Here is a 20,016-nt window from a genome sequence, read left to right on the forward strand (position 1 = left end):
CGGCTACTCCCCTGCCCCGACCCACTCGACCGTGCCGTCGCTGAAGAACTGTTCCTTCCAGATGGGCACTTGGGCCTTGATCCTGTCCACAAGCTCCGAGCACACGGCGAAGGCTTGCCCGCGGTGTGCGGCGGCAACCGCGCAGACCAGCGCCGGTTCGCCAATCTCCAGCATGCCGATCCTGTGTGCCGCCCAGATACGGACAGGCTGGGCAGCCTCCCCCGAGTGCTCCGCCACGAGCTTCGCGACGACGTCGGCCATGACCTGGTGCGCCGTGGGGTGGGCGCTGTAGCTGAGCCTGTCGACGGGCTTGCCGCCGTCGTGGTTCCGCACCACACCGCTGAAGCTCACTACCGCTCCCGCAGTGTCCGACTCCACGGCTGCTATGGCCTGGTCCACGGAAATCGGCTCCGCGCTGAGGATCGCGCTGATGACTTCGAAGTCGGTCTCAGTGGTCATGGCTTCCCTCCAACTGATCGCAAAGGTGGGCGATGACGGGATCAAGAACTGCGAGGCCGTCCATCACGCCTTTCGGCGAACCCGGCAGATTCACGATGAACGTCTTGCCTGCTGTACCGGCGTGGCCCCGGCTCAGCATCGCCATGGGCGTCTTGGCGGCTCCCGCCCGGCGGATGCCTTCCATGAGGCCCGGAATTTCGCGGTCCAGCAAAGGCAGCGTGACTTCCGGAGTACGGTCATCGGGGCTCAGCCCGGTACCACCGCTGGTAATGACGACGGCGGGTTCCAGGGTCAGCAGCGCACGGATGGCGGCACCGACCGGCTCACCATCCGGCACCACCATGACCGGAAAGGTCTCGTAGCCATGTTCGACCAACCAGTCCAGGATCACCGGGCCGCTCTTGTCCTCGTAGATTCCGGCTGCGGCACGGTTGGACGCAATGACGACGCCGGCCTTCCGCGGGGCGCGCCCCGGCTCGCAGGCGTTCATGCTTGTGCTCCTTCGCCGGCGGCGCCAGCCGAGGCGGCCGCACCGGAGGAGGCGGGAACGGTCCAGTCGCCGCTCTTTCCGCCGCTCTTGGCCAGCACGTGGATGCCGCTGATGACCGCATGCTTGTCCACGGCCTTGATCATGTCGTATACGCTCAAGGCGGCCACCGATGCCGCAGTCAATGCTTCCATTTCCACGCCCGTGACGCCCCTGGTCTTCACCGTTGCCAGGACAACCACCGTGTCCGGGCCGAGTTCGAAGTCCACGGTGACCTTGGAAATCGGCAGGGGGTGGCACAGCGGGATGAGTTCGGGCGTCTTCTTGGCTGCCATGATGCCGGCGACGCGCGCCACGGCGAGGGCGTCGCCTTTCGGAAGCTCACCCGCTCCGAGCAGGGCAAGTACCTCGGACGTGCTGTGGACGGTGGCTGTGGCGGTAGCCTCCCGTGTGGTCACGGCCTTGTCGGAGACATCGACCATGTAGGCCGTTCCATCCTGGCGCAAGTGGGTGAGGCCGCCGCCGATGCCTGCGGGTTCTGGAGTGTCATTCACAACATCCATACTTCCACTTCCGCTCCGGCGTCGAGTTCCGTGACGGCTGCGGGCACCTGGACCAGCGCGTTCGAGTTGGCGAGCGCATGGATGAGGTGGGAGCCCGGGCCGCCTTCCAGCCTCACCATTCCGCCCGCAAGCAACGTGCCTCGGCGGACCTGGTGCTTGCCGGCCGGCGAGGTCAACGACTCCGTCAGGCGGGCCTGCACGCTGGGTCGCAAGGCGGGGCTTCCGACGACGGCGGCGAGCGCGGGGCGAAGGAACATTTCGAAGGACACGAGGCAGCTCACTGGATTGCCCGGGAATCCCAGGAAGGGCACGCCGTCGAACGTTCCGATCCCTTGGGGGCCGCCGGGTTGCATGGCCACGGACACGAATTCGACCGGCTGGTCCATCATGGCCTGGCGGACCACTTCGTAGGCGCCCTTGCTGACGCCCCCGGTGCTGACGATGAGGTCGATGGTCCCGCTCCGGCTGCGGAGGAGTGCGAGCAGCTCGCCGGGATCGTCGCCGCTGATTCCCGTCCGCGTGACGTGGAGGCCCGACTGAAGCATGGCGGCTTCGAGCAGGGTTCCGTTGGAATCGTAGATCTTGCCTTCCGGCAGCAACGTGCCGGGTTCCACGACTTCGTCTCCTGTGGTCACCAGAAGCACGCGCACCTGGGCACGGACCCCGACGGCGGTCATCCCCAAGGCGGCGAGCAGCCCCAATTGGCCAGGCCCAAGGGCCGTTCCGGCACGCAAGGCGACGGTTCCCGCGGTGATGTCGCTCCCGGCGTCGCGCACGAACGTTCCGGGCTCGGTGGTCGGAAGGCGGACACTTGCTGCCACGCCGGGGGCAGGGAAGACATCAGGCACTGCCTGTTCGATGGGCACGACGGCGTCGGCCCCCTCGGGCATCATGGCGCCCGTCATGATCGGGGCCGCAGTGCCGGGCACGAGCCGCATCGGTGACGCGCCCGCCGGGACGGGATCCACCACCGTCAGCTCCGCACCGGCGTCGCTCCCTGCATGAGGGGCCAGATCCGCTGAGCAGACGGCAAAACCGTCCATCTGGGAGTTGGCGAACGGCGGCAGGTTGAGCGGGGCCACGACGTCGGCGGCCAGTACCCGGCCGAGCGCCCCCATCAAAGGCAGCTCTTCGGAGCCGTCCTTGTCTGCGAGCCCGGACAGCAACTCTTGGACGGCTTGGCGGTGGGCTGCGACGGATCGTGCCACGAGTGTTCCTCCCGGGTTGTTTTCGCTCAGACCTACACAGCCTAGTTGGCGGTGACGTGGATGGTGTGGAACCCCGTGGCGCCGTCCGGGGCTACGGGAGTTTGGGCTTCGGGCTGCGGGGTACCCGTGGTGTCAGTGGCACGGACTTGGACTTCATGGTTCCCGGCGCCCAGCTCAAGGCCCAGCTGCCATTGGTACCACGTGTCCGAGGAGATCCCAGGTGCGAGTCTGGCTTCCTGCCACTTGCCGCGGTCGACGCGCACCTCCACCCTGGAAACTCCACGGTGTTGGGCCCACGCGACGCCGCCGAACTGGACCGTTCCGGCCTTGACCGAGCGCCCGTCCCGGGGCACATCGATGCGGGACTGCGTCTTGACGGGACCGTGGTCGCTCCACCCGCGCGGAACCCAGTAACCCTGGTCGTCGGCGAAACGGGTGACCTTCAGTTCCGTCAGCCATTTGGTGGCCGAAACATATCCGTAGAGGCCGGGGACGATCATCCGGACGGGGAAGCCGTGCTCGATCGGCAGGGGTTCGCCGTTCATTCCGACCGCGAGGATCGCGTCGCGATTGTCGGTGAGCGCTTCGAGGGGGGTCCCGGCGGTCCAGCCGTCAGTGCTGCGGGACAGCACCATGTCCGCCCCGGGCTTGGGCCCGGCCATGGCCAGAAGTTCGCGGACCGGCCAGCCGAGCCAGAGGGCGTTGCCGATCAGGTCTCCGCCTACTTCGTTGGACACGCAGGCGATGGTCACGTAACGCTCGATCATCGGCTTGGTGAGCAGCGTGGCGAAATCCAAGGTGACTTCGCGCTCCACCAGACCGGTCACCTTGAGGGTCCAGTCCGGCGGATTCACGGCCGGCGGGATAAGAGCAGTGTCGATCCTGTAGAAGTCGGGGTTCGGCGTGACGAGCGGCTGAAGGCCCGCCAAGGTGAGCGCGGCGCCGTCGGGAATCTTTTCCGGAGGAGTCACCGGGGTGGGTAGTGCCAAGCTGTTGCGGAAGTCCGATGCCACCGTTCCGGCCCTCCGCACGAGGGTCGTCACGATCCCGACGGCGACCGCTGCGATCGCGGTTCCACCGAGCAATTGCATGAAGCTTCTGCGGGCCAGTGGCATGTCGGCCGCCTCGGGCACGGGGCGCCAGGTTTCGAGGCGCTGGGTCAGGAGCCGGAGGAAAAGCATGGTGACCATGGTGGCCACGACGGGCGCGACCGCCGCCGTGGGCGCGGCCTGGGCCCGGGTCAGCACGGCAGCCAGCCCCGCTGCCCCAGCGAGCAAGGCGAGCGCCAGTCCGGCTCCCTTTCGCCGATACTCCAGGAGCCCCGCGACCGCCGCGAGGACCACGGTCACCAGGGCGATGCTGACGATCAGGGCTAATTTGTCGGAGGTGCCGAATAGGTTGACGGCCAGTTCCTTGGCCCACCCCGGCACGGCGTCGATGACCACGCCGCCCAATGCGGTGACGGGCGAAACGGACGGGCTCAGGAAACCGGCCAGCAATTCGCCGGCCGCCACCCCGAGTCCGATGGCCGCCACGCCGCACGCCGCCGCCCACCGGGCGGCCGCGCTTTTGGTACTGGTGTTGGCTTTCTTCGAGGTGGTCCTGCTCATGGTGTGCCTGCCTGTTGGGGGCTCTCTGCCGGAATGGTATCCGCGGAAACTGCGTGTTTGGGAGAAATCCCGGTGCGGCCTGCGCTTGCCGGTGCACCTGAGGGAAGGCGGAGGATGAAACGGCAACCCTCACCTGTGTTCGCCACGGTGACGGTGCCGCCGTGCGCCTTCACGATGCCCGCCACGATGCTGAGCCCGACGCCTGCCCCGTTGTATCTCGGCGGACCCCCTTCGCCCTGCATCCCCGCTCCCCGGGAGCGGTCTTTTTGCCAACCGGTCTCGAAGATGTGCGCGAGATCCTCCTCGTCGATCCCGCCGCAGCTGTCCACGACGTCGACGACGGCGTCGCTTCCGTCGCGACCGACGCGAACCAGCACCCCGCCGTCGGGCCGGCTGTAGATGACCGCGTTGAGCAGCACGTTCCGGACGGCCCTGCCCAGGCTGGGGCCGTCCGCGACGGCCATGCACTCGCGGTCGCCGCCGCCGTCGAGCCGGATGCCGCGCTGCGCGGCGAGCGGGGCGAGATCGGCGATCGCGTCGCTCACGAGGTCGTAGAGGTCCAGGGATTCTGCGCTCAGCCGCAGGGTTCCGGCCTGGATCTTGGACAGTTCCAGGAGATCGTTGACCATCACCGCCATCTGGTCCGTCTGGGCGATGATCTTGCGGTAGTACGCGGGGATGTCGGACGCCATGCCGTCTTCGAGCGCTTCGGCCATGGCCCGCATGCTGGCCAGGGGGGTCCGGAGGTCGTGCGAGATCCAGGAGACCAGTTCGCGGCGCGCGGTTTCGACGGCGGCCTCCCGGCGCCGGGATTCCTCGAGTTTGATGCTGCTCGCTTCGAGTTCCTGGGCGAGCTGGGCGAGTTCGGAGTTCATGGCCGGTCCGGTCCGCCGCGATGCCGATTGCGGCAGGAACGAGCCGTCGAGGGCTTCCCCGCTGCCCAGGCGCCGCGTTGCTGCCACGAGCCGGATGGCGTTGCGGGACACCCCGGCGCCGAGGACCAGGGAAATCGCGATCGCCACCGCCGAGGCCACCCCAAGGATGTACCACATGACTTCGAGGTCCTCGGCGGAAATGAACATCGCATTGAAGGCACTCACCATCCCTGCCACGAGGACTGCAACAGTGGCCACCACCACGAGGCAGATCTGCACCAGGATCGACGCGCCGCGCAGGAATCGCAGCAAGGCGAGGGTCAAGGCGCCGATGAGCACAGCCCACAGCAGCATCCAGCCCAGGATCGTGAACATTTCAGCTGGCTGCATGTCCACCGTCCTTCGCGTCAAAGCGGTAGCCGACTCCCCAGACCGTCTTGAGCAGCACCGGGGTGGTCGGGTTGTCCTCGATCTTTTCGCGCAAGCGGCGGACGTGGACCGTCACGGTGGACAAGTCCCCGAAGTCCCATCCCCACACCGCCTTGATGAGATCCTCGCGGCTGAACACCTGGTTGGGCCGGCGAAGCAGGAAGGCGAGCAGATCGAACTCGCGCGCCGTGAGCATCAGGGGTTTGCCCTCCTGGAGCACTGTCCGCGAGGCCGGGTCCAGTTCGAAGCCGGCGAGCTCCACCGGAGGTTCCGGGCTGAATTCCCGGATGCTCCGGCGCAGGACGGACTTCACCCGGAGGACCAGCTCGCGGGGTGAGAAGGGCTTGGTGACGTAGTCGTCCGCTCCGGTTTCGAGGCCCAGGATCCGGTCGTCTTCCGTGCCGAGGGCGGTGACCATGATGATCGGGACGCTCATGGCCAGGCGCAGCCTGCGGCACACTTCCACGCCGTCGAGTCCGGGCAGCATCCGGTCCAGGATGACAAGGTCGGGCCGCCTGGCGGCCGCGAGGCTCAACGCGGTGAAGCCGTCGCCGGCGAGATCGACTTGGAAGCCCGCTTGGACCAGGTAGTCCCGGACGACGTCGGCGATGGTCTGTTCGTCTTCGACCAGAAGAATGCGGCGATTGCCGACGTCGGCAGCGTGCGGGGCGGGCTGCATGTTCACACCTTCAGCATAGATTCGCATCGTGCCGGCGGGATGTGTTCCGGGCACGTCCCTGCGAACCGTTTGTATTCCGTAAGAAGTGGTGCCGTTCGTTCCTCCGCCGCGGGCCGCCGACGAACGTGACCCGTGGGCGATATCACGCTTGGGCCATGGCTGGCGTAGCCTGAACCCATGAGTGTTCAGCTAGGCATGCCGTTGCCCCCCACGGGCGACGGGACGGGAAGCGGCGTGTCTGCACCCCCGGCGCGCCCTGCCGGGACTCCCGCAGGCCTCTTCGACCGTTACGGACGCCGGGCCACCGACATGCGTTTGTCGCTGACCGACAAATGCAACCTCCGATGCACGTACTGCATGCCTGCCGAGGGCCTCGAATGGTTGTCCAAACAGGCCGTCATGACTGCCGCCGAGATTGTCCGGCTGGTGCGGATCGGCGTCGAACAGCTCGGAGTCCGCGAATTGCGCCTCACGGGAGGCGAGCCTTTGGTGCGTGCCGACCTGGTGGATATCATCTCGGCCCTCCGCGCGGCGCACCCCGGGCTGCCGATCTCCATGACGACCAACGGCGTCGGACTCGACAAGAAGGCGGCGGCGCTCAAGGAGGCAGGGCTCTCGCGCATCAATGTGTCCCTCGACTCCCTCCACGAAGAAACCTTCACGAAGCTGACCAGGCGTCCCTTCCTCGACAAGGTGCTGGCCGGCGTCGATGCCGCCTGGGCCGCGGGCCTGGGCCCGGTCAAGATCAACGCCGTCCTCATGCGCGGCATCAACGACGCCGAGTCCCCCGACCTCCTGGCCTGGGCAGTGGAGCGCGGCTATGAGCTGCGCTTCATCGAGCAAATGCCGCTGGACGCCGATCACGGTTGGACCCGGCGGGACATGATCACCGCAGCCGAGATCCGTGAACTGCTTTCCCGCGACTTCGTACTGAGCCCGGACCCGCGCGAACGCGACGGCGCACCGGCGGAACGGTTCGAAGTACGACGGCGGGACCCGGCATCCGCCGACGCCACCGGGCCGCTCCTTGGCACCGTCGGGATCATCGCCTCGGTCACAGAGCCGTTCTGTTCCGATTGCCGGCGCACGAGGATCACCGCCGAAGGCAAGATCATGAGCTGTTTGTTCTCCCGCGAGGAGTTCGACCTGTTGGGACTGCTTCGCTCCGGAGCGGACGACGGGGAGCTCGCCCAACGCTGGCAGGACGCCATGTGGATCAAACCCAAGGCGCACGGCATGGACCACACCGGCCTCGGCGCACCCGACTTCGTGCAGCCGGACCGCAGCATGAGCGCCATCGGAGGCTGAGGCTTTGCTCGTAAGATACTTCGCCGCCGCGCGCGCCGCGGCAGGCGTCGAAGAGGAACACCACGATCTTCCGGAGGGCACCAGCCTGGAGGGATTGATCGCTGCGGTGCTCGCCGTCGAACGTCCGGAACCACCGGCCGGCACGCCGCCCCTGGCCCGGATCGTTTCGCGCAGCAGCTTCCTGCGCAACGAGATAGCAGTCCGCGACCGTTCGGCCGCCCTCGGTGCGGACGACGTCGTCGACGTGCTCCCGCCGTTTGCCGGAGGCTGAGCCGGCCACGGCCGAAGGGTGGTCCCCCGGGTCCGATGAGCCTACGCTGTGGCTATCCGCGCAACAGCAAAGGAACAGCCATGTACACCCTCCTGATCGAACACGCTGTGAACGACTTCGGCGCATGGAAGCGATCGTTCGACTCGGATCCGGCAGACCGCGCCGGCTCAGGCGTCGTCTCCTACCGGGTATCCAAGCCTGTGGACGATTCACAGCGGGTCGTGATCGAGCTTGATTTCGCCGAACGGGAGCAAGCTGAATCAATGCTGAACACCTTGCGGATCAAGGTGTGGACTGGACCGGAACGGCCGGCCTCGCTCGACGGCATGCCGGATGCGCGGATCCTTGAGTCGATGGAGGCCAAGGTCCTCTGACATGCGGTGACTGCTGGACGTGGGCCTCAGACGCGCCTGCAGACGGAGATCATGAACGGGCTGAACGTCGGGGCATCCCCGAGCCTCAGTTCCGCCACGTGGGTCAGCACGCCGCCGTCCACCTTGAAGGTGTGCCGCGCAGTCCCCCGGGGACTACGGCGCTCAAGCCGCAGTGTGCCGTCCTGCCAATGCCCGCGGGCCGGAGCTTCCGGTGGCCGGCCCATGCTGTCCACGTAGTACCACATGGTTTCCCCATGGTCCGGGTCGACAGTAAAGACACCGTGCCCTTCGAAATGGGTGCCGTCGGGTTCAAGGTGCCGGTAGCTCTGCACCAAGGCATACCCTCCTGCCGCACGCGAGAAAGTCACCTCGGCGTCGGCGGTCCGGGCAGGTCCCCACGGCGACGCCGCAAGCTCGGTACTCCCCCGCCAATGCCCCAGGAACGCTTCCAGCGCAGTGTTTGCATGACTCTTCAACGGCTCGTTCATGGCGACTCCTGCGCAAGGCGATGGATATGTCACCATCATGTTCCCGATCGAGCAGGCGCGTCCAGCCTCCCCCACCCGGACATGCCCTCTCTTCGAAGCCAGGAATGGACATATCAGGGTTGTGTCCACTCCTCGGCTCCAACGCGGAGCATGTCCCTCGGGAGCCTCCATGGAGTACCAACGAGCATGCCCCCTCTTCCAAGCCAGGACTGGACATATCAGTGCTATGTCCACTCCCCAGCTCCAACGCAGGGCATGTCCCTAGGAGCCTCCACGGAGTACCAACGAGCATGCCCCCTCTTCCAAGCCAGGACTGGACATATCAGGGCTATGTCCACTCCCCAGCTCCAACGCGGGGCATGTCCCCCGGGAGCCTCCACGGAGTACCAACGAGCATGCCCCCTCTTCCAAGCCAGGACTGGACATATCAGGGCTATGTCCACTCCTCAGCTCCAACGCGGAGCATGTCCCTCGGGAGCCTCCACGGAGTACCAACGAGCATGCCCCCTCTTCCAAGCCAGGAATGGACATATCAGGGTTATGTCCACTCCTCAGCTCCAACGCAGGGCATGTCCCTAGGGAGCGTGGGGTTTAGAGGCCGAACGTCTCGGTTTCCTCGAAGGGCCCGACGACGGTCACGGTGCGGGGGGCTTCGGCGAGCACCCGGGCGAGGTCCTGGACCTGCTCGGCGGTGACGGCCTTGATGCGATCCAGGGTTTCGTCGATGTCCTGGAATTCGCCGGAGACGAGTTCGGCGCGGCCGAGGCGGGACATCCGGGAACCGGTATCCTCCAGGGCGAGCACGATTCCGCCGCACAATTGCCCTACGGCCTTGCGCAGTTCCTCGTCCGTGATCCCGTCGGCAGCGAGCTTGTCCAGTTCGGCGCCCAGGAGTTCCAATACCTGCTTGACCTTCGACGGCGTGCAGCCGGCGTACATTCCGAAGTAGCCCGCGTCCGCATAGGCGGAAGCAAAGGAATACGTGGAATAGACGAGGCCGCGCTTTTCGCGGATCTCCTGGAAGAGGCGCGAGGACATGCCGCCGCCCAGGACCGCGTTCAGGACGCTCATCACGAAGCGCCGGTCGTCGGTGGCCACGATCGAGGGGCAGCCCATGATGATATTGGCCTGCTCCACGGGACGCTTGATCACATGCAGCCCTGCCGTGCCCGTGATGTCCGCCCGTGCGGTGGAGCGGCGCTCGACGGGGGCAGCGGTGCCTTTCAGCTCCCACCCGGCCGTCTTCAAAGCATCGAGCACGAGGCGGCACACGACGTCGTGGTCCAGGCCCCCCGCGGCGGTGATGACGATTTCGTCCGGCCGGTAGTAGCGCTGGTAGTGTGCCCACACCGAATCGCGGGACACGGCCTTGATGGCGGCGGGGGTGCCTCCGATGGGGCGCCCCAGCGGGTGCACACCAAGAACGGCGGCCACGAAGTTTTCGTGTGCGACGTCGGTGGGGTCATCGCTGTCCATGGCGATTTCCTCGAGGATCACGTCGCGTTCCTGTTCAAGTTCCGCAGGATCCAGCACGGCGCCGGTGATCATGTCGGCGATGACGTCGATGGCCATGGGAAGGTCCGTGTCCAGCACCCGGGCGAAGTAGCACGTGCTTTCCTTCGCCGTCGCGGCATTCGATTCGCCGCCGACCTCGTCGAACGCCGAGGCGATCTCGAGGGCTGTACGCTTCTTGGTGCCTTTGAATAGCAGGTGCTCGAGGAAGTGGGTGGAGCCGTGCTGGCCGTCCGCCTCGTCCCGGGAGCCGACTCCCACCCAGAATCCGATGGTTGCCGAACGCTGCCCGGGCATGGCTTCGGTGAGCACCCGGACGCCTCCCGGAAGCACTGATCGCCGGACAACGGAGCCGCCTTCGGCACCATGGATCAATTCGCCGCCGGGCACGGTCTGCGCCAATGGGAGGGGTACGACAGTCATCAAGACCTTTCAGTTCTACGGGAAATCATGGGTGCCAAATCTGGCTGCAATCGTACCAGCGGGCGCATCGCCCCCGGGACGGGAATTCGTTGTTAAAGCCGGGCAGGACCGGTGGACATGTCCACCGGTCCTGCCGCGTGTTTGCCGGTTCAGGCTACTCGGCGGACACTTCAGCCTCTTCGGCCGGAGCTTCTTCAGAGACGGCGCCTTCTTCCTCGGCCACAACCGGGGAGAGGGAGAGCTTGCCGCGGTCGTCGATCTTGGTGATCTCGACCTGGATCTTCTGGCCCACGGAGACGACGTCGTCGACGTTGTCCACGCGCTTGCCGCTGGCGAGCTTGCGCAGCTCGGAGATGTGCAGCAGGCCGTCCTTGCCCGGGGTCAGGGAAACGAACGCACCGAAGGTGGTGGTCTTGACGACCGTGCCCAGGTAACGCTCACCGATTTCCGGGATCTGCGGGTTGGCGATGGCGTTGATCGCGGCGCGGGCTGCTTCTGCAGACGGGCCATTGGTAGCGCCGATGTAGACGGTGCCGTCGTCCTCGATGGAGATGTCGGCGCCGGTGTCTTCCTGGATCTGGTTGATCATCTTGCCCTTCGGGCCGATGACCTCGCCGATCTTGTCAACGGGGATGTTGACGGCGATCACGCGCGGTGCGAACTCGGAGAGCTCGTCCGGAGTGTCGATCGCGGCGTTGATGACGTCCAGGATGTGCAGGCGGGCTTCGCGGGCCTGCTTCAGGGCTGCGGCCAGGACCGATGCCGGGATGCCGTCGAGCTTGGTGTCCAGCTGGATGGCCGTGACGAACTCGGAGGTACCGGCAACCTTGAAGTCCATGTCGCCGAAAGCGTCTTCGGCGCCGAGGATGTCGGTCAGGGCGGCGTAGCGGGTCTGGCCGTCAACCTGGTCGGAAACCAGGCCCATGGCGATACCGGCAACAGCGGCCTTCAGCGGCACGCCTGCGTTGAGCAGGGACAGCGTGGAGGCACAGACGGAACCCATCGACGTCGAACCGTTGGAACCGAGGGCCTCGGACACCTGGCGGATGGCGTACGGGAATTCCTCGCGGGACGGCAGGACCGGAACCAGGGCGCGCTCGGCGAGTGCACCGTGGCCGATTTCGCGGCGCTTCGGGGAGCCGACGCGGCCGGTTTCACCGGTGGAGTACGGCGGGAAGTTGTAGTTGTGCATGTAGCGCTTGCGCGTGACGGGAGACAGCGAGTCGATCTGCTGTTCCATCTTGAGCATGTTCAGCGTGGTGACACCCATGATCTGGGTTTCGCCGCGCTCGAAGATGGCGGAACCGTGAACGCGGGGCAGGACCTCTACCTCGGCGGTCAGCTGGCGGATGTCCGTCAGGCCACGGCCGTCGATGCGGATCTGGTCCTTGAGGATGCGCTGGCGGACAACCTGCTTGGTCAAGGAGCGGAAGGCTGCGGAAAGTTCCTTTTCGCGGCCCTCGAACTCGCCGGCGAGGGCACCAAGGACTTCGTCCTTGAGTTCGTCGGAGGCGTTGTCGCGGTCCTGCTTGTCGGCGATCTGGAAGACAGCAGCGAGCTTCTCGGCGGCGGCGGCTTCAACAGCGGCGTAGACGTCGTCCTGGTAGTCCAGGAAGACCGGGAATTCAACCGTCGGCTTGGCTGCGCGGGCGGCCAGGTCGGCCTGGGCCTCGCACAGGGCCTTGATGAACGGCTTGGCGGCCTCGAGGCCTTCGGAAACGACCTCTTCGGTGGGAGCCGTGGCGCCCTGTTCCTTGATGAGGTTCCAGGAGTTGTCCGTGGCTTCGGCTTCAACCATCATGATGGCGACGTCGTCGCCCGCGATGCGGCCGGCAACAACCATGTTGAAGACGGCGTTCTCGAGCTGGGAGTGCTTCGGGAAGGCAACCCATTCGGTGCCCTGTTCGTCGGCGATGAGGGCAACGCGGACGCCGCCGATCGGGCCGGAGAACGGGAGGCCGGAGAGCTGGGTGGACATGGACGAGGCGTTGATGGCCACGACGTCGTAGAGCTCGTCCGGGTTGATCGCCAGGACGGTGACGACGATCTGGACCTCGTTGCGCAGGCCCTTGACGAACGCGGGGCGCAGGGGGCGGTCCATGAGGCGGCAAGCCAGGATGGCTTCGGTGGACGGGCGGCCTTCGCGGCGGAAGAACGAGCCCGGGATGCGGCCGGCGGCGTACATGCGCTCTTCGACGTCGACGGTCAGCGGGAAGAAGTCGAAGCCTTCACGCGGGGACTTGCCTGCGGTGGTTGCGGACAGCAGCGCGGTGTCTTCGTCGATGTAGACCATCGCGGCGCCGGCTGCCTGCTTGGCGAGGCGGCCGGTTTCGAAGCGGATTACACGCTTGCCGAAGCGGCCGTTGTCGATGATGGCTTCTGAGAACTGGATTTCGGGACCCTCCATTGAGAGTCACCTCCGTTTCTTGTTTAGCGGAAGTCCTCCCGCATCGACCCAGGCCAGCGTCTTTTCCTGGCCTGTACGACACCCGGTCATCGATCGAGACCCACGGGCTGCGCCTCCATCATGGAAAGCTTTCCCGGGGATCACTACCGAAGACCGCGAATGCGCGATGCGGTTGAACTCCTGTTAAGTGTTGGATTTAGTTATGGAGAAAAGGCGGCCCGTTCCGCGGAGGATCGGGCCGCCCGAAGTCAAACTAGCGGCGCAGGCCGAGACGCTCGATGAGCGCACGGTAGCGGGCAATGTCAGTCTTCTTGAGGTAGCCCAGCATGCGCTTGCGACGACCAACCATGGCCAGCAGACCGCGCTGGGTGTGGAAGTCGTGCTTGTGCTCCTTCATGTGCTCAGTCAGATCCTTGATCCGCTGAGTCAGGACTGCAATCTGGACCTCCGGCGAACCAGTGTCGCCCTTGGACGTTGCGTATGCCTCGATGATGGACTGCTTAACAGCGGCTTCAAGTGCCACGTGAACTCCTAGAGTTGTGCCGTGCGTCCCGATTCAGCGCCTCGCTGCCGGGTTGTGATGTGCCAATGACCGCACACAAAACAGGTCCAGCCGCCACGGACTGCAGCCGGATCCATCTCTCAGTTTACCGGCAGCCCGGCAATGTTGTCGAAAGCTGCCGTGTGAGCCTCGTCAAAGCCGGGAACCGCTCACTGCCCGATCTCGGTCCGGACGGCGAAAAGCTCCGGGAAGAAGGTCAAGTCAAGGGCCTTCTTCAGGAAGGAAACACCGCTCGAGCCCCCGGTTCCGGTCTTCATGCCGATGGTCCGCTGGACAGTGCGGAGGTGCCGGAAGCGCCACAACTGGAAGTTGTCTTCCAGGTCAACTAGTTCCTCGCATGCTTCGTAGGCCGCCCAATTGTCCGCGGCATGTTCGTAGATGTGCTTGAAAAGGGGCAAGAGCTCCGGGGCGAATTCGTGGGCCCGGGTGACGTCCCGGTCCAGGACGGACCGTGGAACGTCGTAGCCGTGCCGGTCCAGGTAGGCCAGGAATTCGTCATAGATGCTCGGGGCATTCAGGAGCTCCTCCAGCACGGTCCGGGACTCCGGATCCGAGTCGAACACCGGCAGCATCTTGGCGTTCTTGTTGCCGAGGATGAACTCGACTGCGCGGTACTGGCTCGACTGGAAGCCGGACGCATTGCCCAGGAAGCCACGGAACTGGGAGTACTCGGTAGGGGTGAGCGTCGCGAGCACAGACCATTGCTCGGTGAGCGTCTTCTGGATGTGCTTGACCCGCGCGATGGCCTTGAGCGCGGAGCCGAGGTCGTCCTGGCGGAGCCATGCAGCCGCACTGCGGAGCTCGTGCAGGACCAGCTTCAGCCAGAGCTCGGTGGTCTGGTGCTGGATGATGAACAGGAGCTCGTCATGGTGTTCCGGTTGACTGACGGGTTGCTGGGCGCTGAGCAGCAAGGGCAGCTGAAGGTAGGAGCCGTAGCTCATGCGTGAGCTGAAATCCTTAACGATGCCTTCGTCGAGCGGCCGGGTGTTCTTCTCAACGCTCACGACGCGGGGCTACTTGCTCAGCAAAAGATCGTGGGCCTGAACGACGTCCAGCCGCATCTGCTCCACCAGGGCCTCGGGTCCGCGGTAGGCCACCATGCCCCGCAGCCTGGCCGTGAATTCCACGACGACGGTCTGGCCGTAGAGGTTGAAGTCTTCCACGGCTTCCTCCGGGCGGTCGATCACGTGGGCTTCCACCTGGCGGCTCACCCCGTCGAAGGTGGGATTGGAACCGACCGAAATCGCGGCGGGCCAGCGGGTTCCGGATTCGTCCACGAGCCAGCCGGCGTAGATCCCGTCTGCAGGGACGTAGCCCGTGGCGCCGTGGTCCAGGTTCGCCGTGGGAAAGCCCAGGGCGCGTCCGCGCGCGGCACCGTGGACCACTTCGCCGCGCATCCTGTGCGGGCGGCCGAGGACGGCGGCCGCGGTCTCGACGTCGCCTTCGGCAAGGGCCTCGCGCACCCAGGTGGAGGAACAGCGGCGGTCCGTGCCGCCGTCGTCGTGCACTGGAAAGCCTTCCGCGCCGAACTCGTTGACGACGTGGACGCCGAACCCCAGTTCCTTGCCCAGTTCCTGCATGGTGCCGACGTCGCCGGAATTTCCCACACCGAAACGGAGATCGTGGCCCACCACAACGTGGGCCGCGTGCAGCCCCTCCAGCAGGACGTTGACGACGAATTCCTCCGGCGTCATGGCCGCAAGCGTGAGGTTGTACTTCATGACGAGGACAGCGTCCACGCCCGTATCGGCCAAGGCATCGAGCTTGTCCTGCAACCCCATCAAAAGCTCCGGTGCGGAGTCGGGCCGGTGGACCAGGGCCGGGTGGGGATCGAAGGTCACGACGACGGACCGCGCGCCGTGTTGCCCTGCGGTGCGCAACAGTTGGGTCAGCACCTGTTGGTGACCGCGATGGACGCCGTCAAAGTTGCCGATGGTAACGACGCTGGGACCGAAATCCTCGGGGACCTCGGTGGGATCGTTCCAGATGTGGACCATCAACCTCGCCTTTTACTGCTGGTATTCGCTATGCCCGGCGCCTCGTCCGGCGCCGGAATTCTCTAAGGTTACCCGCTATCCCGGGGCTGGCATGCGCAGGCTGCGGAGCCTGGATTCCTACTGCGGGAGCGGTGCCGGGCGGCGGCGGTAGAGCCACAGCAGGCCCAGGACCGGCAGGATCAACGGCACAAAGCCGTATCCACGTCCGAACAGCGACCACACGGTGTCGTGCGGGAAGGCCACAGGATCGAAAAGGCTGATGGCACCAACCACCACCACCCCGAGCATCTCCACGAGGACGGCCGCCAGCGACACCTTGAACCACGTGCGGCCCGGCTTCGCGAGGGACACCGTGGCCACGATGTACACCACGGCGGCGAAGGCCGAGAGGATATGGGCCAAGGGAGCGTCCGAGAACTTGGTCAGGATCTGGTAGCCGGCGCGGGCCGTGGCCGAGATCGCGAAAACCGCGTAGACCGCAATCAGCAGCCTCCCGGGCCCGGTGTTGCGGGTGTCCCGGTTCTTCTTCTCGGTGCTTTCAACAGTCACTTCGTGTGCTTCTTCCAATGTCAGTACCAGATCTGGTTCATGCGGGCCGCCATGACCAATGCGGTGACGCCCACGGCGCCCATGACGAAATTGCTCCAACGGGTCCGTTCCAGGATGGACCAGTACACCGCGACGACAGGGAGTATGAGTGCCGTGATGATGTAGCCCCAGAATTCCCAGGGCTCCCCTGCGATCTTTTCACCCGTCGCCACGCGGATGATCGATCCCACCAGGTAGACCAGCAGGACGAGTTCGACGGCGGCGACGGACAGTATGGTGACGTCGTTGGGGGCCTTCTTCATGATGCCTGCCACGACGCAAATGATGGTGGACAGCAAGCCCACTATCAGGACGGCGTAGAAATATCCGTCCATGGCTAATGCACCTGCTTTTCGTTGTCCGGGGCGAACACGAGGACGGGTTTGGCGAAACTCCCCGCATCGGCCAACAACGCCACCAGCTCCCCTGACGGAGAGAACGCGGCAGCCGGGTTTTCGGTGGTGGCCGCGTCGGCGGTGCCGGCGGTGGGTCCCGCGGCGATCCTGCGGCCAAAGGAGATCTCGGTGGTTTCGGCCTCGCTCAGCTCCCGGTTGGGCATGAGGGCGCGGGCGGCGGCGGACATGTCGAGGACGTCCAGTTCCTCGGCAAGCTGTTCGAGGGTGCGGGCCTGCTCCAGGGAGTACGGCCCCACCTGGGTGCGGCGCAGCGCCGTGAGATGGCCTCCGACGCCGAGAGCCTCGCCCAGGTCGCGGGCCAGCGCTCGGATGTACGTGCCCGAGGAGCACTCGACGGTCACATCGATGTCCACCAACCTGCCGTCGTCGACCCTCCGGATGGCGTGGATCTCGAAACGGTGGATGGTCACGGGCCGGGCGGCGAGCTTGACCTCTTGCCCTGAACGGACGCGCGCGTAGGACCGTTCGCCGTTGACCTTGATGGCGCTGACGCTGCTGGGAACCTGCTGGATCTCTCCGCTGAGCTGCGCGACGCCGGCACGGATGGCGTCCTCGGTGACTCCGGCGGCGCTGCGGCTTTCGGTGATGTCGCCTTCGGCATCGTCCGTGATGGTTGATTCGCCCAGCCGGATGGTGGCGGAGTATGTCTTGGAGGTGCCCACAATGTAGGTCAGCAGCCGCGTCGCCTTGTTGATGCCAAGCACAAGCACCCCTGTGGCCATGGGGTCCAGGGTCCCCGCATGGCCCACTTTCCGGGTACCGGCCAGCCGCCGCATCCGTCCAACCACATCGTGGCTGGTCCATCCTTGCGGCTTGTCAACGATTACCAGTCCAGAAAGCACGCCTCCCAGTATATCCGCGCCGGGGCATGCATCCCGCGGCCCGCAGCGGCCCCTCCCGGCGGACCGTCCGGCCACCGCGGCTAAGATGGCTCCCATGCCTGAGCTTGCCGCACACGTCCGCGAAGTGCCCGTGAACCAGATCCGCGAAATCACCGAGGCCGCATGGAGCACTCCCGGGGCGATTGTCCTCAGCATCGGCGAGCCCGGCTTCGCGCTGCCCCGGCACATCCTGGACGCGGGGATCGCCTGCCTGGACCGGGACGAGACCAACTACACCCCCAATGCCGGGATCCCGGCGCTGCGGGAGGCCTTTGCCGCCCGCTTCCTTGCCCACAACCAGGTGGAGGTCGGGGCGGAGCGCGTGTACGTCGTGGACGGAGCCCAGCAGGGACTGCACTTCGCCATGAGCCTGCTCCTCTCCCCCGGCGACGAGATCCTGATTCCCAATCCGGGCTATCCCACGTTTGCCATGACGAGCCATTTGCTGCACGCCGTCCCGGTGCAGTATCCGCTCTACCCGGAGCACGAGTTCCAGCCCCGCATCGAGGACATCGAGGCCCTGATCACGCCGCGCACCAAGGTGTTGGTCCTGAATTCGCCGTCCAATCCCCTGGGCGCGGTGATCTGCGAGGAAACGACGCGCGAACTCGTGAAGCTGGCCGTCAAACACGATCTGTGGATCATTTCGGATGAATGCTACGAAGCCTTCACCTTCGACGTTCCGCACACGAGTCCCGCCCGCTTCGACAGCGCTGTTCCCGGCGAGGCCCGGGTCTTCACATCGCTGACCTTGTCCAAGACGTACGGGCTGACTGGACTGCGGATCGGTGCGCTCATTTGCCCGCCGGGCCTGGAACGGAAGATGAACAACGTCATGGAAGCGATCGTTTCCTGCGTGGCTTCGCCTTCCCAGTACGCGGCAGTCGCGGCGCTGACCGGCCCCCAGGACTATGTGGACACCGCCCGGGAGCATTACCGTTCCAACCGCGACGCCGCCTCGGCAGTGCTTGCGGAGAAGGGCATTCCCTACTTGGGCGCCCAGGGCGCTTTCTATCTCTGGGCCGACGTCTCCCATGTGAGCGGCGGGAACGTGCGTGCGTGGGTGCGCCAATTCCTGGCGGACGCCGGAGTGGCCGTGGCGCCGGGCACCGCGTTCGGTTCGATCGGCGAGGGGTGGATCAGGATCGCTTTGTGCGGTGACCACCAGCAGCTGCTCGACGGCGTCGGGCGGCTTCCGGCACGGTCCTGAACCTCAGTATTTGGTCCGGTTCTTGTGCCCGCGCCAGGCGTCGAACGGAGCCTCGGAGGCCGGGACCTCCGTGTGTTGGACGGGCAGCAGTTCAGGCCTGTTGCCGTCGAAGTATTCGTAGAACACCGCGTCGTCGAAGCCCGCTGCCGCGGCCCCGTGCCGGTCCGCGGCAAAGTAGACGCGGCTGACCCTGCCCCAGAGGGCCGCCGAGAGGCACAAAGGGCACGGTTCGCAGCTTGAGTAGAGCACCGAGCCACTGAGGTCGAAGCTTCCCAGTTCCGAGGCGGCGCGCCTGATCGCCACCACTTCGGCGTGAGCTGTGGGGTCGTTGTCGCGGGTGACCCGGTTGACGCCGTCATGGAGCCGTCCGTCCGGGGTGACCACGACGGCGCCGAAAGGGCCGCCGCCGTCGGCCACGTTTTGCACCGCGAGCCGCACGGCGTGCTCGAGGTAGCCTTCTGGACTCTGAGCTGCATCGTGCGCCGCCATGCTCCGATCTTAGCGACGGCCCGTCATTTTGGCCCGGCTTTTCACGGTTAAACAAGCAGGGCCGGATCCGGCAGCTCGTGAGAGTTGCGGATCCGGCCCCACCCGGGAAGCGCTGGGCTACTTGCCGCCGTCTTCGTCGATGTCCTCATCGGCACGGAGGTCGATGTCTTCTTCGTCAAAATCGTCTTCGTCGATGTCCGCATCCTGTGGGGCATCGCTCTTGTACGGGTCCGCATCGCCTGCGTGCTTGGCGCCGGCGGCCAGCGCGGCCACCTCAGCGTCGCGCTGCTTGGCGGTGCGCAACAGCTCCTCAAGGTTCGAGGCGTTGACCGGAATGAGGTCGGCAACGAATTCCAAGGTGGGAGTCAGCCGTACGGTGATGTTGCGGCCCACTTCCTGCCGCAAAACACCCTTGGCCTTCTCGAGGGCCCGGGCAGCATCGGCCTGGGCAACCTCGTCACCGAAGACGGTGTAGTACACGGTGGCGTGCTGAAGATCATTGGTGACGCGGGCATCGGTGATAGTGATGCCCTCAACCCGAGGATCCTTGATCCGCCGGCCCAGTGCCTCAGCAACAACAACCTTAATCCGCTGCGCCAACTTGGCAGCGCGTGCCGGATCAGCCATTTCAACTCCTAAATTTCGCGTACGACGGCGCGATGGCAACTTGCGTACTTAAGTCTAAAAAATGCCACTCGTCAAAAAGACCCGGAACGGACCGCGAGCTTCCCACCGAGGCCCGTGGAGCCGAAATGGGGGCCCGGGAGTGGCATCGGGCCT

Annotated in this window: 22 protein-coding genes; 4 read left to right on the forward strand and 18 right to left on the reverse strand. The window is 65.7% G+C overall.

What is annotated here, in order from left to right; translation table 11 throughout:
- Window positions 1–3: 3 nt before the first annotated feature.
- From ACSBOX_RS13710 to ACSBOX_RS13740, 7 genes are read right to left on the reverse strand one after another with little or no spacing between them, the layout of a single operon-like run.
- Window positions 4–459: a molybdenum cofactor biosynthesis protein MoaE gene (locus tag ACSBOX_RS13710; protein ID WP_345449802.1), complete on the reverse strand. Its 456-nt coding sequence runs from the start codon at window positions 457–459 to the stop codon at window positions 4–6.
- A complete protein-coding gene (locus ACSBOX_RS13715; protein ID WP_442542938.1) occupies window positions 449–949 on the reverse strand; it encodes a MogA/MoaB family molybdenum cofactor biosynthesis protein in 501 nt (166 codons plus the stop codon). Before ACSBOX_RS13715 ends, ACSBOX_RS13710 begins: the two co-directional genes overlap by 11 nt.
- Window positions 946–1,509, reverse strand: coding sequence for a cyclic pyranopterin monophosphate synthase MoaC (moaC, locus tag ACSBOX_RS13720; RefSeq protein WP_442542939.1), 564 nt, complete (start codon window positions 1,507–1,509; stop codon window positions 946–948). The genes ACSBOX_RS13715 and moaC overlap by 4 nt, the downstream gene beginning before the upstream one ends.
- Complete coding sequence (locus ACSBOX_RS13725) at window positions 1,497–2,717, reverse strand: molybdopterin molybdotransferase MoeA (RefSeq protein WP_442542940.1); 1,221 nt, start codon at window positions 2,715–2,717, stop codon at window positions 1,497–1,499. The genes moaC and ACSBOX_RS13725 overlap by 13 nt, the downstream gene beginning before the upstream one ends.
- A gap of 41 nt (window positions 2,718–2,758) precedes the next feature.
- Window positions 2,759–4,327 carry a molybdopterin-dependent oxidoreductase gene (locus tag ACSBOX_RS13730; RefSeq protein WP_442542941.1) on the reverse strand — a complete coding sequence of 523 codons (1,569 nt, stop codon included), beginning with the start codon at window positions 4,325–4,327 and terminating at the stop codon, window positions 2,759–2,761.
- Window positions 4,324–5,592 (reverse strand): sensor histidine kinase, encoded by a 1,269-nt coding sequence (locus ACSBOX_RS13735; protein ID WP_442542942.1) that lies wholly within the window; start codon window positions 5,590–5,592, stop codon window positions 4,324–4,326. Before ACSBOX_RS13735 ends, ACSBOX_RS13730 begins: the two co-directional genes overlap by 4 nt.
- A complete protein-coding gene (locus tag ACSBOX_RS13740) occupies window positions 5,579–6,310 on the reverse strand; it encodes a response regulator transcription factor (protein ID WP_442546032.1) in 732 nt (243 codons plus the stop codon). Before ACSBOX_RS13740 ends, ACSBOX_RS13735 begins: the two co-directional genes overlap by 14 nt.
- Before the next feature lie 177 nt (window positions 6,311–6,487).
- Between ACSBOX_RS13740 and moaA the strand changes: the two genes are divergently transcribed.
- From moaA to ACSBOX_RS13755, 3 genes are all read left to right on the forward strand, one after another.
- The gene (gene moaA, locus ACSBOX_RS13745) at window positions 6,488–7,618 is read left to right on the forward strand and encodes a GTP 3',8-cyclase MoaA (RefSeq protein WP_442542943.1); all 1,131 of its coding nucleotides are present in this window, start codon (window positions 6,488–6,490) and stop codon (window positions 7,616–7,618) included.
- Window positions 7,619–7,622: 4 nt separating this feature from the next.
- Window positions 7,623–7,889, forward strand: a complete 267-nt coding sequence (locus ACSBOX_RS13750; protein WP_442542944.1) for a MoaD/ThiS family protein — start codon at window positions 7,623–7,625, stop codon at window positions 7,887–7,889.
- Between the two features lie 80 nt (window positions 7,890–7,969).
- Window positions 7,970–8,263 carry a hypothetical protein gene (locus tag ACSBOX_RS13755; RefSeq protein WP_442542945.1) on the forward strand — a complete coding sequence of 98 codons (294 nt, stop codon included), beginning with the start codon at window positions 7,970–7,972 and terminating at the stop codon, window positions 8,261–8,263.
- A 26-nt stretch (window positions 8,264–8,289) separates the two neighbouring features.
- Here the strand turns inward: ACSBOX_RS13755 and ACSBOX_RS13760 are convergent, their stop codons facing one another.
- The 9 genes from ACSBOX_RS13760 to truB all read right to left on the reverse strand — a co-directional run bounded on the left by ACSBOX_RS13760 (window position 8,290) and on the right by truB (window position 17,498).
- The gene (locus ACSBOX_RS13760; protein ID WP_442542946.1) at window positions 8,290–8,751 is read right to left on the reverse strand and encodes a DUF1579 family protein; all 462 of its coding nucleotides are present in this window, start codon (window positions 8,749–8,751) and stop codon (window positions 8,290–8,292) included.
- Between the two features lie 591 nt (window positions 8,752–9,342).
- A complete protein-coding gene (locus ACSBOX_RS13765; RefSeq protein ID WP_442542947.1) occupies window positions 9,343–10,686 on the reverse strand; it encodes a M16 family metallopeptidase in 1,344 nt (447 codons plus the stop codon).
- Window positions 10,687–10,840: 154 nt separating this feature from the next.
- Window positions 10,841–13,093, reverse strand: coding sequence for a polyribonucleotide nucleotidyltransferase (locus tag ACSBOX_RS13770; RefSeq protein WP_284989349.1), 2,253 nt, complete (start codon window positions 13,091–13,093; stop codon window positions 10,841–10,843).
- A 253-nt stretch (window positions 13,094–13,346) separates the two neighbouring features.
- Window positions 13,347–13,616 (reverse strand): 30S ribosomal protein S15, encoded by a 270-nt coding sequence (gene rpsO / locus ACSBOX_RS13775; protein WP_028266602.1) that lies wholly within the window; start codon window positions 13,614–13,616, stop codon window positions 13,347–13,349.
- 188 nt (window positions 13,617–13,804) lie between these two features.
- Window positions 13,805–14,659 (reverse strand): tryptophan 2,3-dioxygenase, encoded by an 855-nt coding sequence (gene kynA, locus ACSBOX_RS13780; RefSeq protein ID WP_442542948.1) that lies wholly within the window; start codon window positions 14,657–14,659, stop codon window positions 13,805–13,807.
- Window positions 14,660–14,668: 9 nt separating this feature from the next.
- Entirely contained in the window at window positions 14,669–15,652 is a 984-nt protein-coding gene (locus ACSBOX_RS13785) for a bifunctional riboflavin kinase/FAD synthetase (protein ID WP_442542949.1), read from the reverse strand.
- 117 nt (window positions 15,653–15,769) lie between these two features.
- Complete coding sequence (locus tag ACSBOX_RS13790) at window positions 15,770–16,219, reverse strand: hypothetical protein (RefSeq protein WP_442542950.1); 450 nt, start codon at window positions 16,217–16,219, stop codon at window positions 15,770–15,772.
- 2 nt (window positions 16,220–16,221) lie between these two features.
- On the reverse strand, window positions 16,222–16,575 hold the full coding sequence (locus ACSBOX_RS13795) for a hypothetical protein (RefSeq protein ID WP_415985370.1): 354 nt from the start codon (window positions 16,573–16,575) through the stop codon (window positions 16,222–16,224).
- A gap of 2 nt (window positions 16,576–16,577) precedes the next feature.
- Window positions 16,578–17,498 (reverse strand): tRNA pseudouridine(55) synthase TruB, encoded by a 921-nt coding sequence (gene truB, locus ACSBOX_RS13800; protein ID WP_442542951.1) that lies wholly within the window; start codon window positions 17,496–17,498, stop codon window positions 16,578–16,580.
- Window positions 17,499–17,592: 94 nt separating this feature from the next.
- Between truB and ACSBOX_RS13805 the strand changes: the two genes are divergently transcribed.
- Window positions 17,593–18,747, forward strand: coding sequence for a pyridoxal phosphate-dependent aminotransferase (locus ACSBOX_RS13805; RefSeq protein ID WP_442542952.1), 1,155 nt, complete (start codon window positions 17,593–17,595; stop codon window positions 18,745–18,747).
- Between the two features lie 3 nt (window positions 18,748–18,750).
- Here ACSBOX_RS13805 and ACSBOX_RS13810 read toward each other — a convergent pair whose 3' ends face one another.
- Both ACSBOX_RS13810 and rbfA read right to left on the reverse strand, forming a co-directional pair.
- Entirely contained in the window at window positions 18,751–19,236 is a 486-nt protein-coding gene (locus tag ACSBOX_RS13810; RefSeq protein WP_442542953.1) for a nucleoside deaminase, read from the reverse strand.
- 117 nt (window positions 19,237–19,353) lie between these two features.
- Window positions 19,354–19,863 (reverse strand): 30S ribosome-binding factor RbfA, encoded by a 510-nt coding sequence (rbfA, locus tag ACSBOX_RS13815; protein WP_078105698.1) that lies wholly within the window; start codon window positions 19,861–19,863, stop codon window positions 19,354–19,356.
- Window positions 19,864–20,016: the final 153 nt, after the last annotated feature.

Origin of the sequence: Arthrobacter sp. KN11-1C, from assembly GCF_052180225.1 — a bacterium.
In the GTDB taxonomy this organism is placed as follows: Bacteria; Actinomycetota; Actinomycetes; order Actinomycetales; family Micrococcaceae; genus Arthrobacter.

Coding starts and splice junctions, on each gene's coding strand:
- ACSBOX_RS13710 (WP_345449802.1), bottom strand. CDS start 459: ATGACCACTGAGACCGACTTCGAAGTCATCAGCGCGATCCTCAGCGCG.
- ACSBOX_RS13715 (WP_442542938.1), bottom strand. CDS start 949: ATGAACGCCTGCGAGCCGGGGCGCGCCCCGCGGAAGGCCGGCGTCGTC.
- moaC (WP_442542939.1), bottom strand. CDS start 1,509: ATGGATGTTGTGAATGACACTCCAGAACCCGCAGGCATCGGCGGCGGC.
- ACSBOX_RS13730 (WP_442542941.1), bottom strand. CDS start 4,327: ATGAGCAGGACCACCTCGAAGAAAGCCAACACCAGTACCAAAAGCGCG.
- ACSBOX_RS13735 (WP_442542942.1), bottom strand. CDS start 5,592: ATGCAGCCAGCTGAAATGTTCACGATCCTGGGCTGGATGCTGCTGTGG.
- ACSBOX_RS13740 (WP_442546032.1), bottom strand. CDS start 6,310: ATGCAGCCCGCCCCGCACGCTGCCGACGTCGGCAATCGCCGCATTCTT.
- moaA (WP_442542943.1), top strand. CDS start 6,488: ATGAGTGTTCAGCTAGGCATGCCGTTGCCCCCCACGGGCGACGGGACG.
- ACSBOX_RS13755 (WP_442542945.1), top strand. CDS start 7,970: ATGTACACCCTCCTGATCGAACACGCTGTGAACGACTTCGGCGCATGG.
- ACSBOX_RS13760 (WP_442542946.1), bottom strand. CDS start 8,751: ATGAACGAGCCGTTGAAGAGTCATGCAAACACTGCGCTGGAAGCGTTC.
- ACSBOX_RS13765 (WP_442542947.1), bottom strand. CDS start 10,686: ATGACTGTCGTACCCCTCCCATTGGCGCAGACCGTGCCCGGCGGCGAA.
- ACSBOX_RS13770 (WP_284989349.1), bottom strand. CDS start 13,093: ATGGAGGGTCCCGAAATCCAGTTCTCAGAAGCCATCATCGACAACGGC.
- ACSBOX_RS13785 (WP_442542949.1), bottom strand. CDS start 15,652: ATGGTCCACATCTGGAACGATCCCACCGAGGTCCCCGAGGATTTCGGT.
- ACSBOX_RS13795 (WP_415985370.1), bottom strand. CDS start 16,575: ATGGACGGATATTTCTACGCCGTCCTGATAGTGGGCTTGCTGTCCACC.
- ACSBOX_RS13805 (WP_442542952.1), top strand. CDS start 17,593: ATGCCTGAGCTTGCCGCACACGTCCGCGAAGTGCCCGTGAACCAGATC.
- ACSBOX_RS13810 (WP_442542953.1), bottom strand. CDS start 19,236: ATGGCGGCGCACGATGCAGCTCAGAGTCCAGAAGGCTACCTCGAGCAC.
- rbfA (WP_078105698.1), bottom strand. CDS start 19,863: ATGGCTGATCCGGCACGCGCTGCCAAGTTGGCGCAGCGGATTAAGGTT.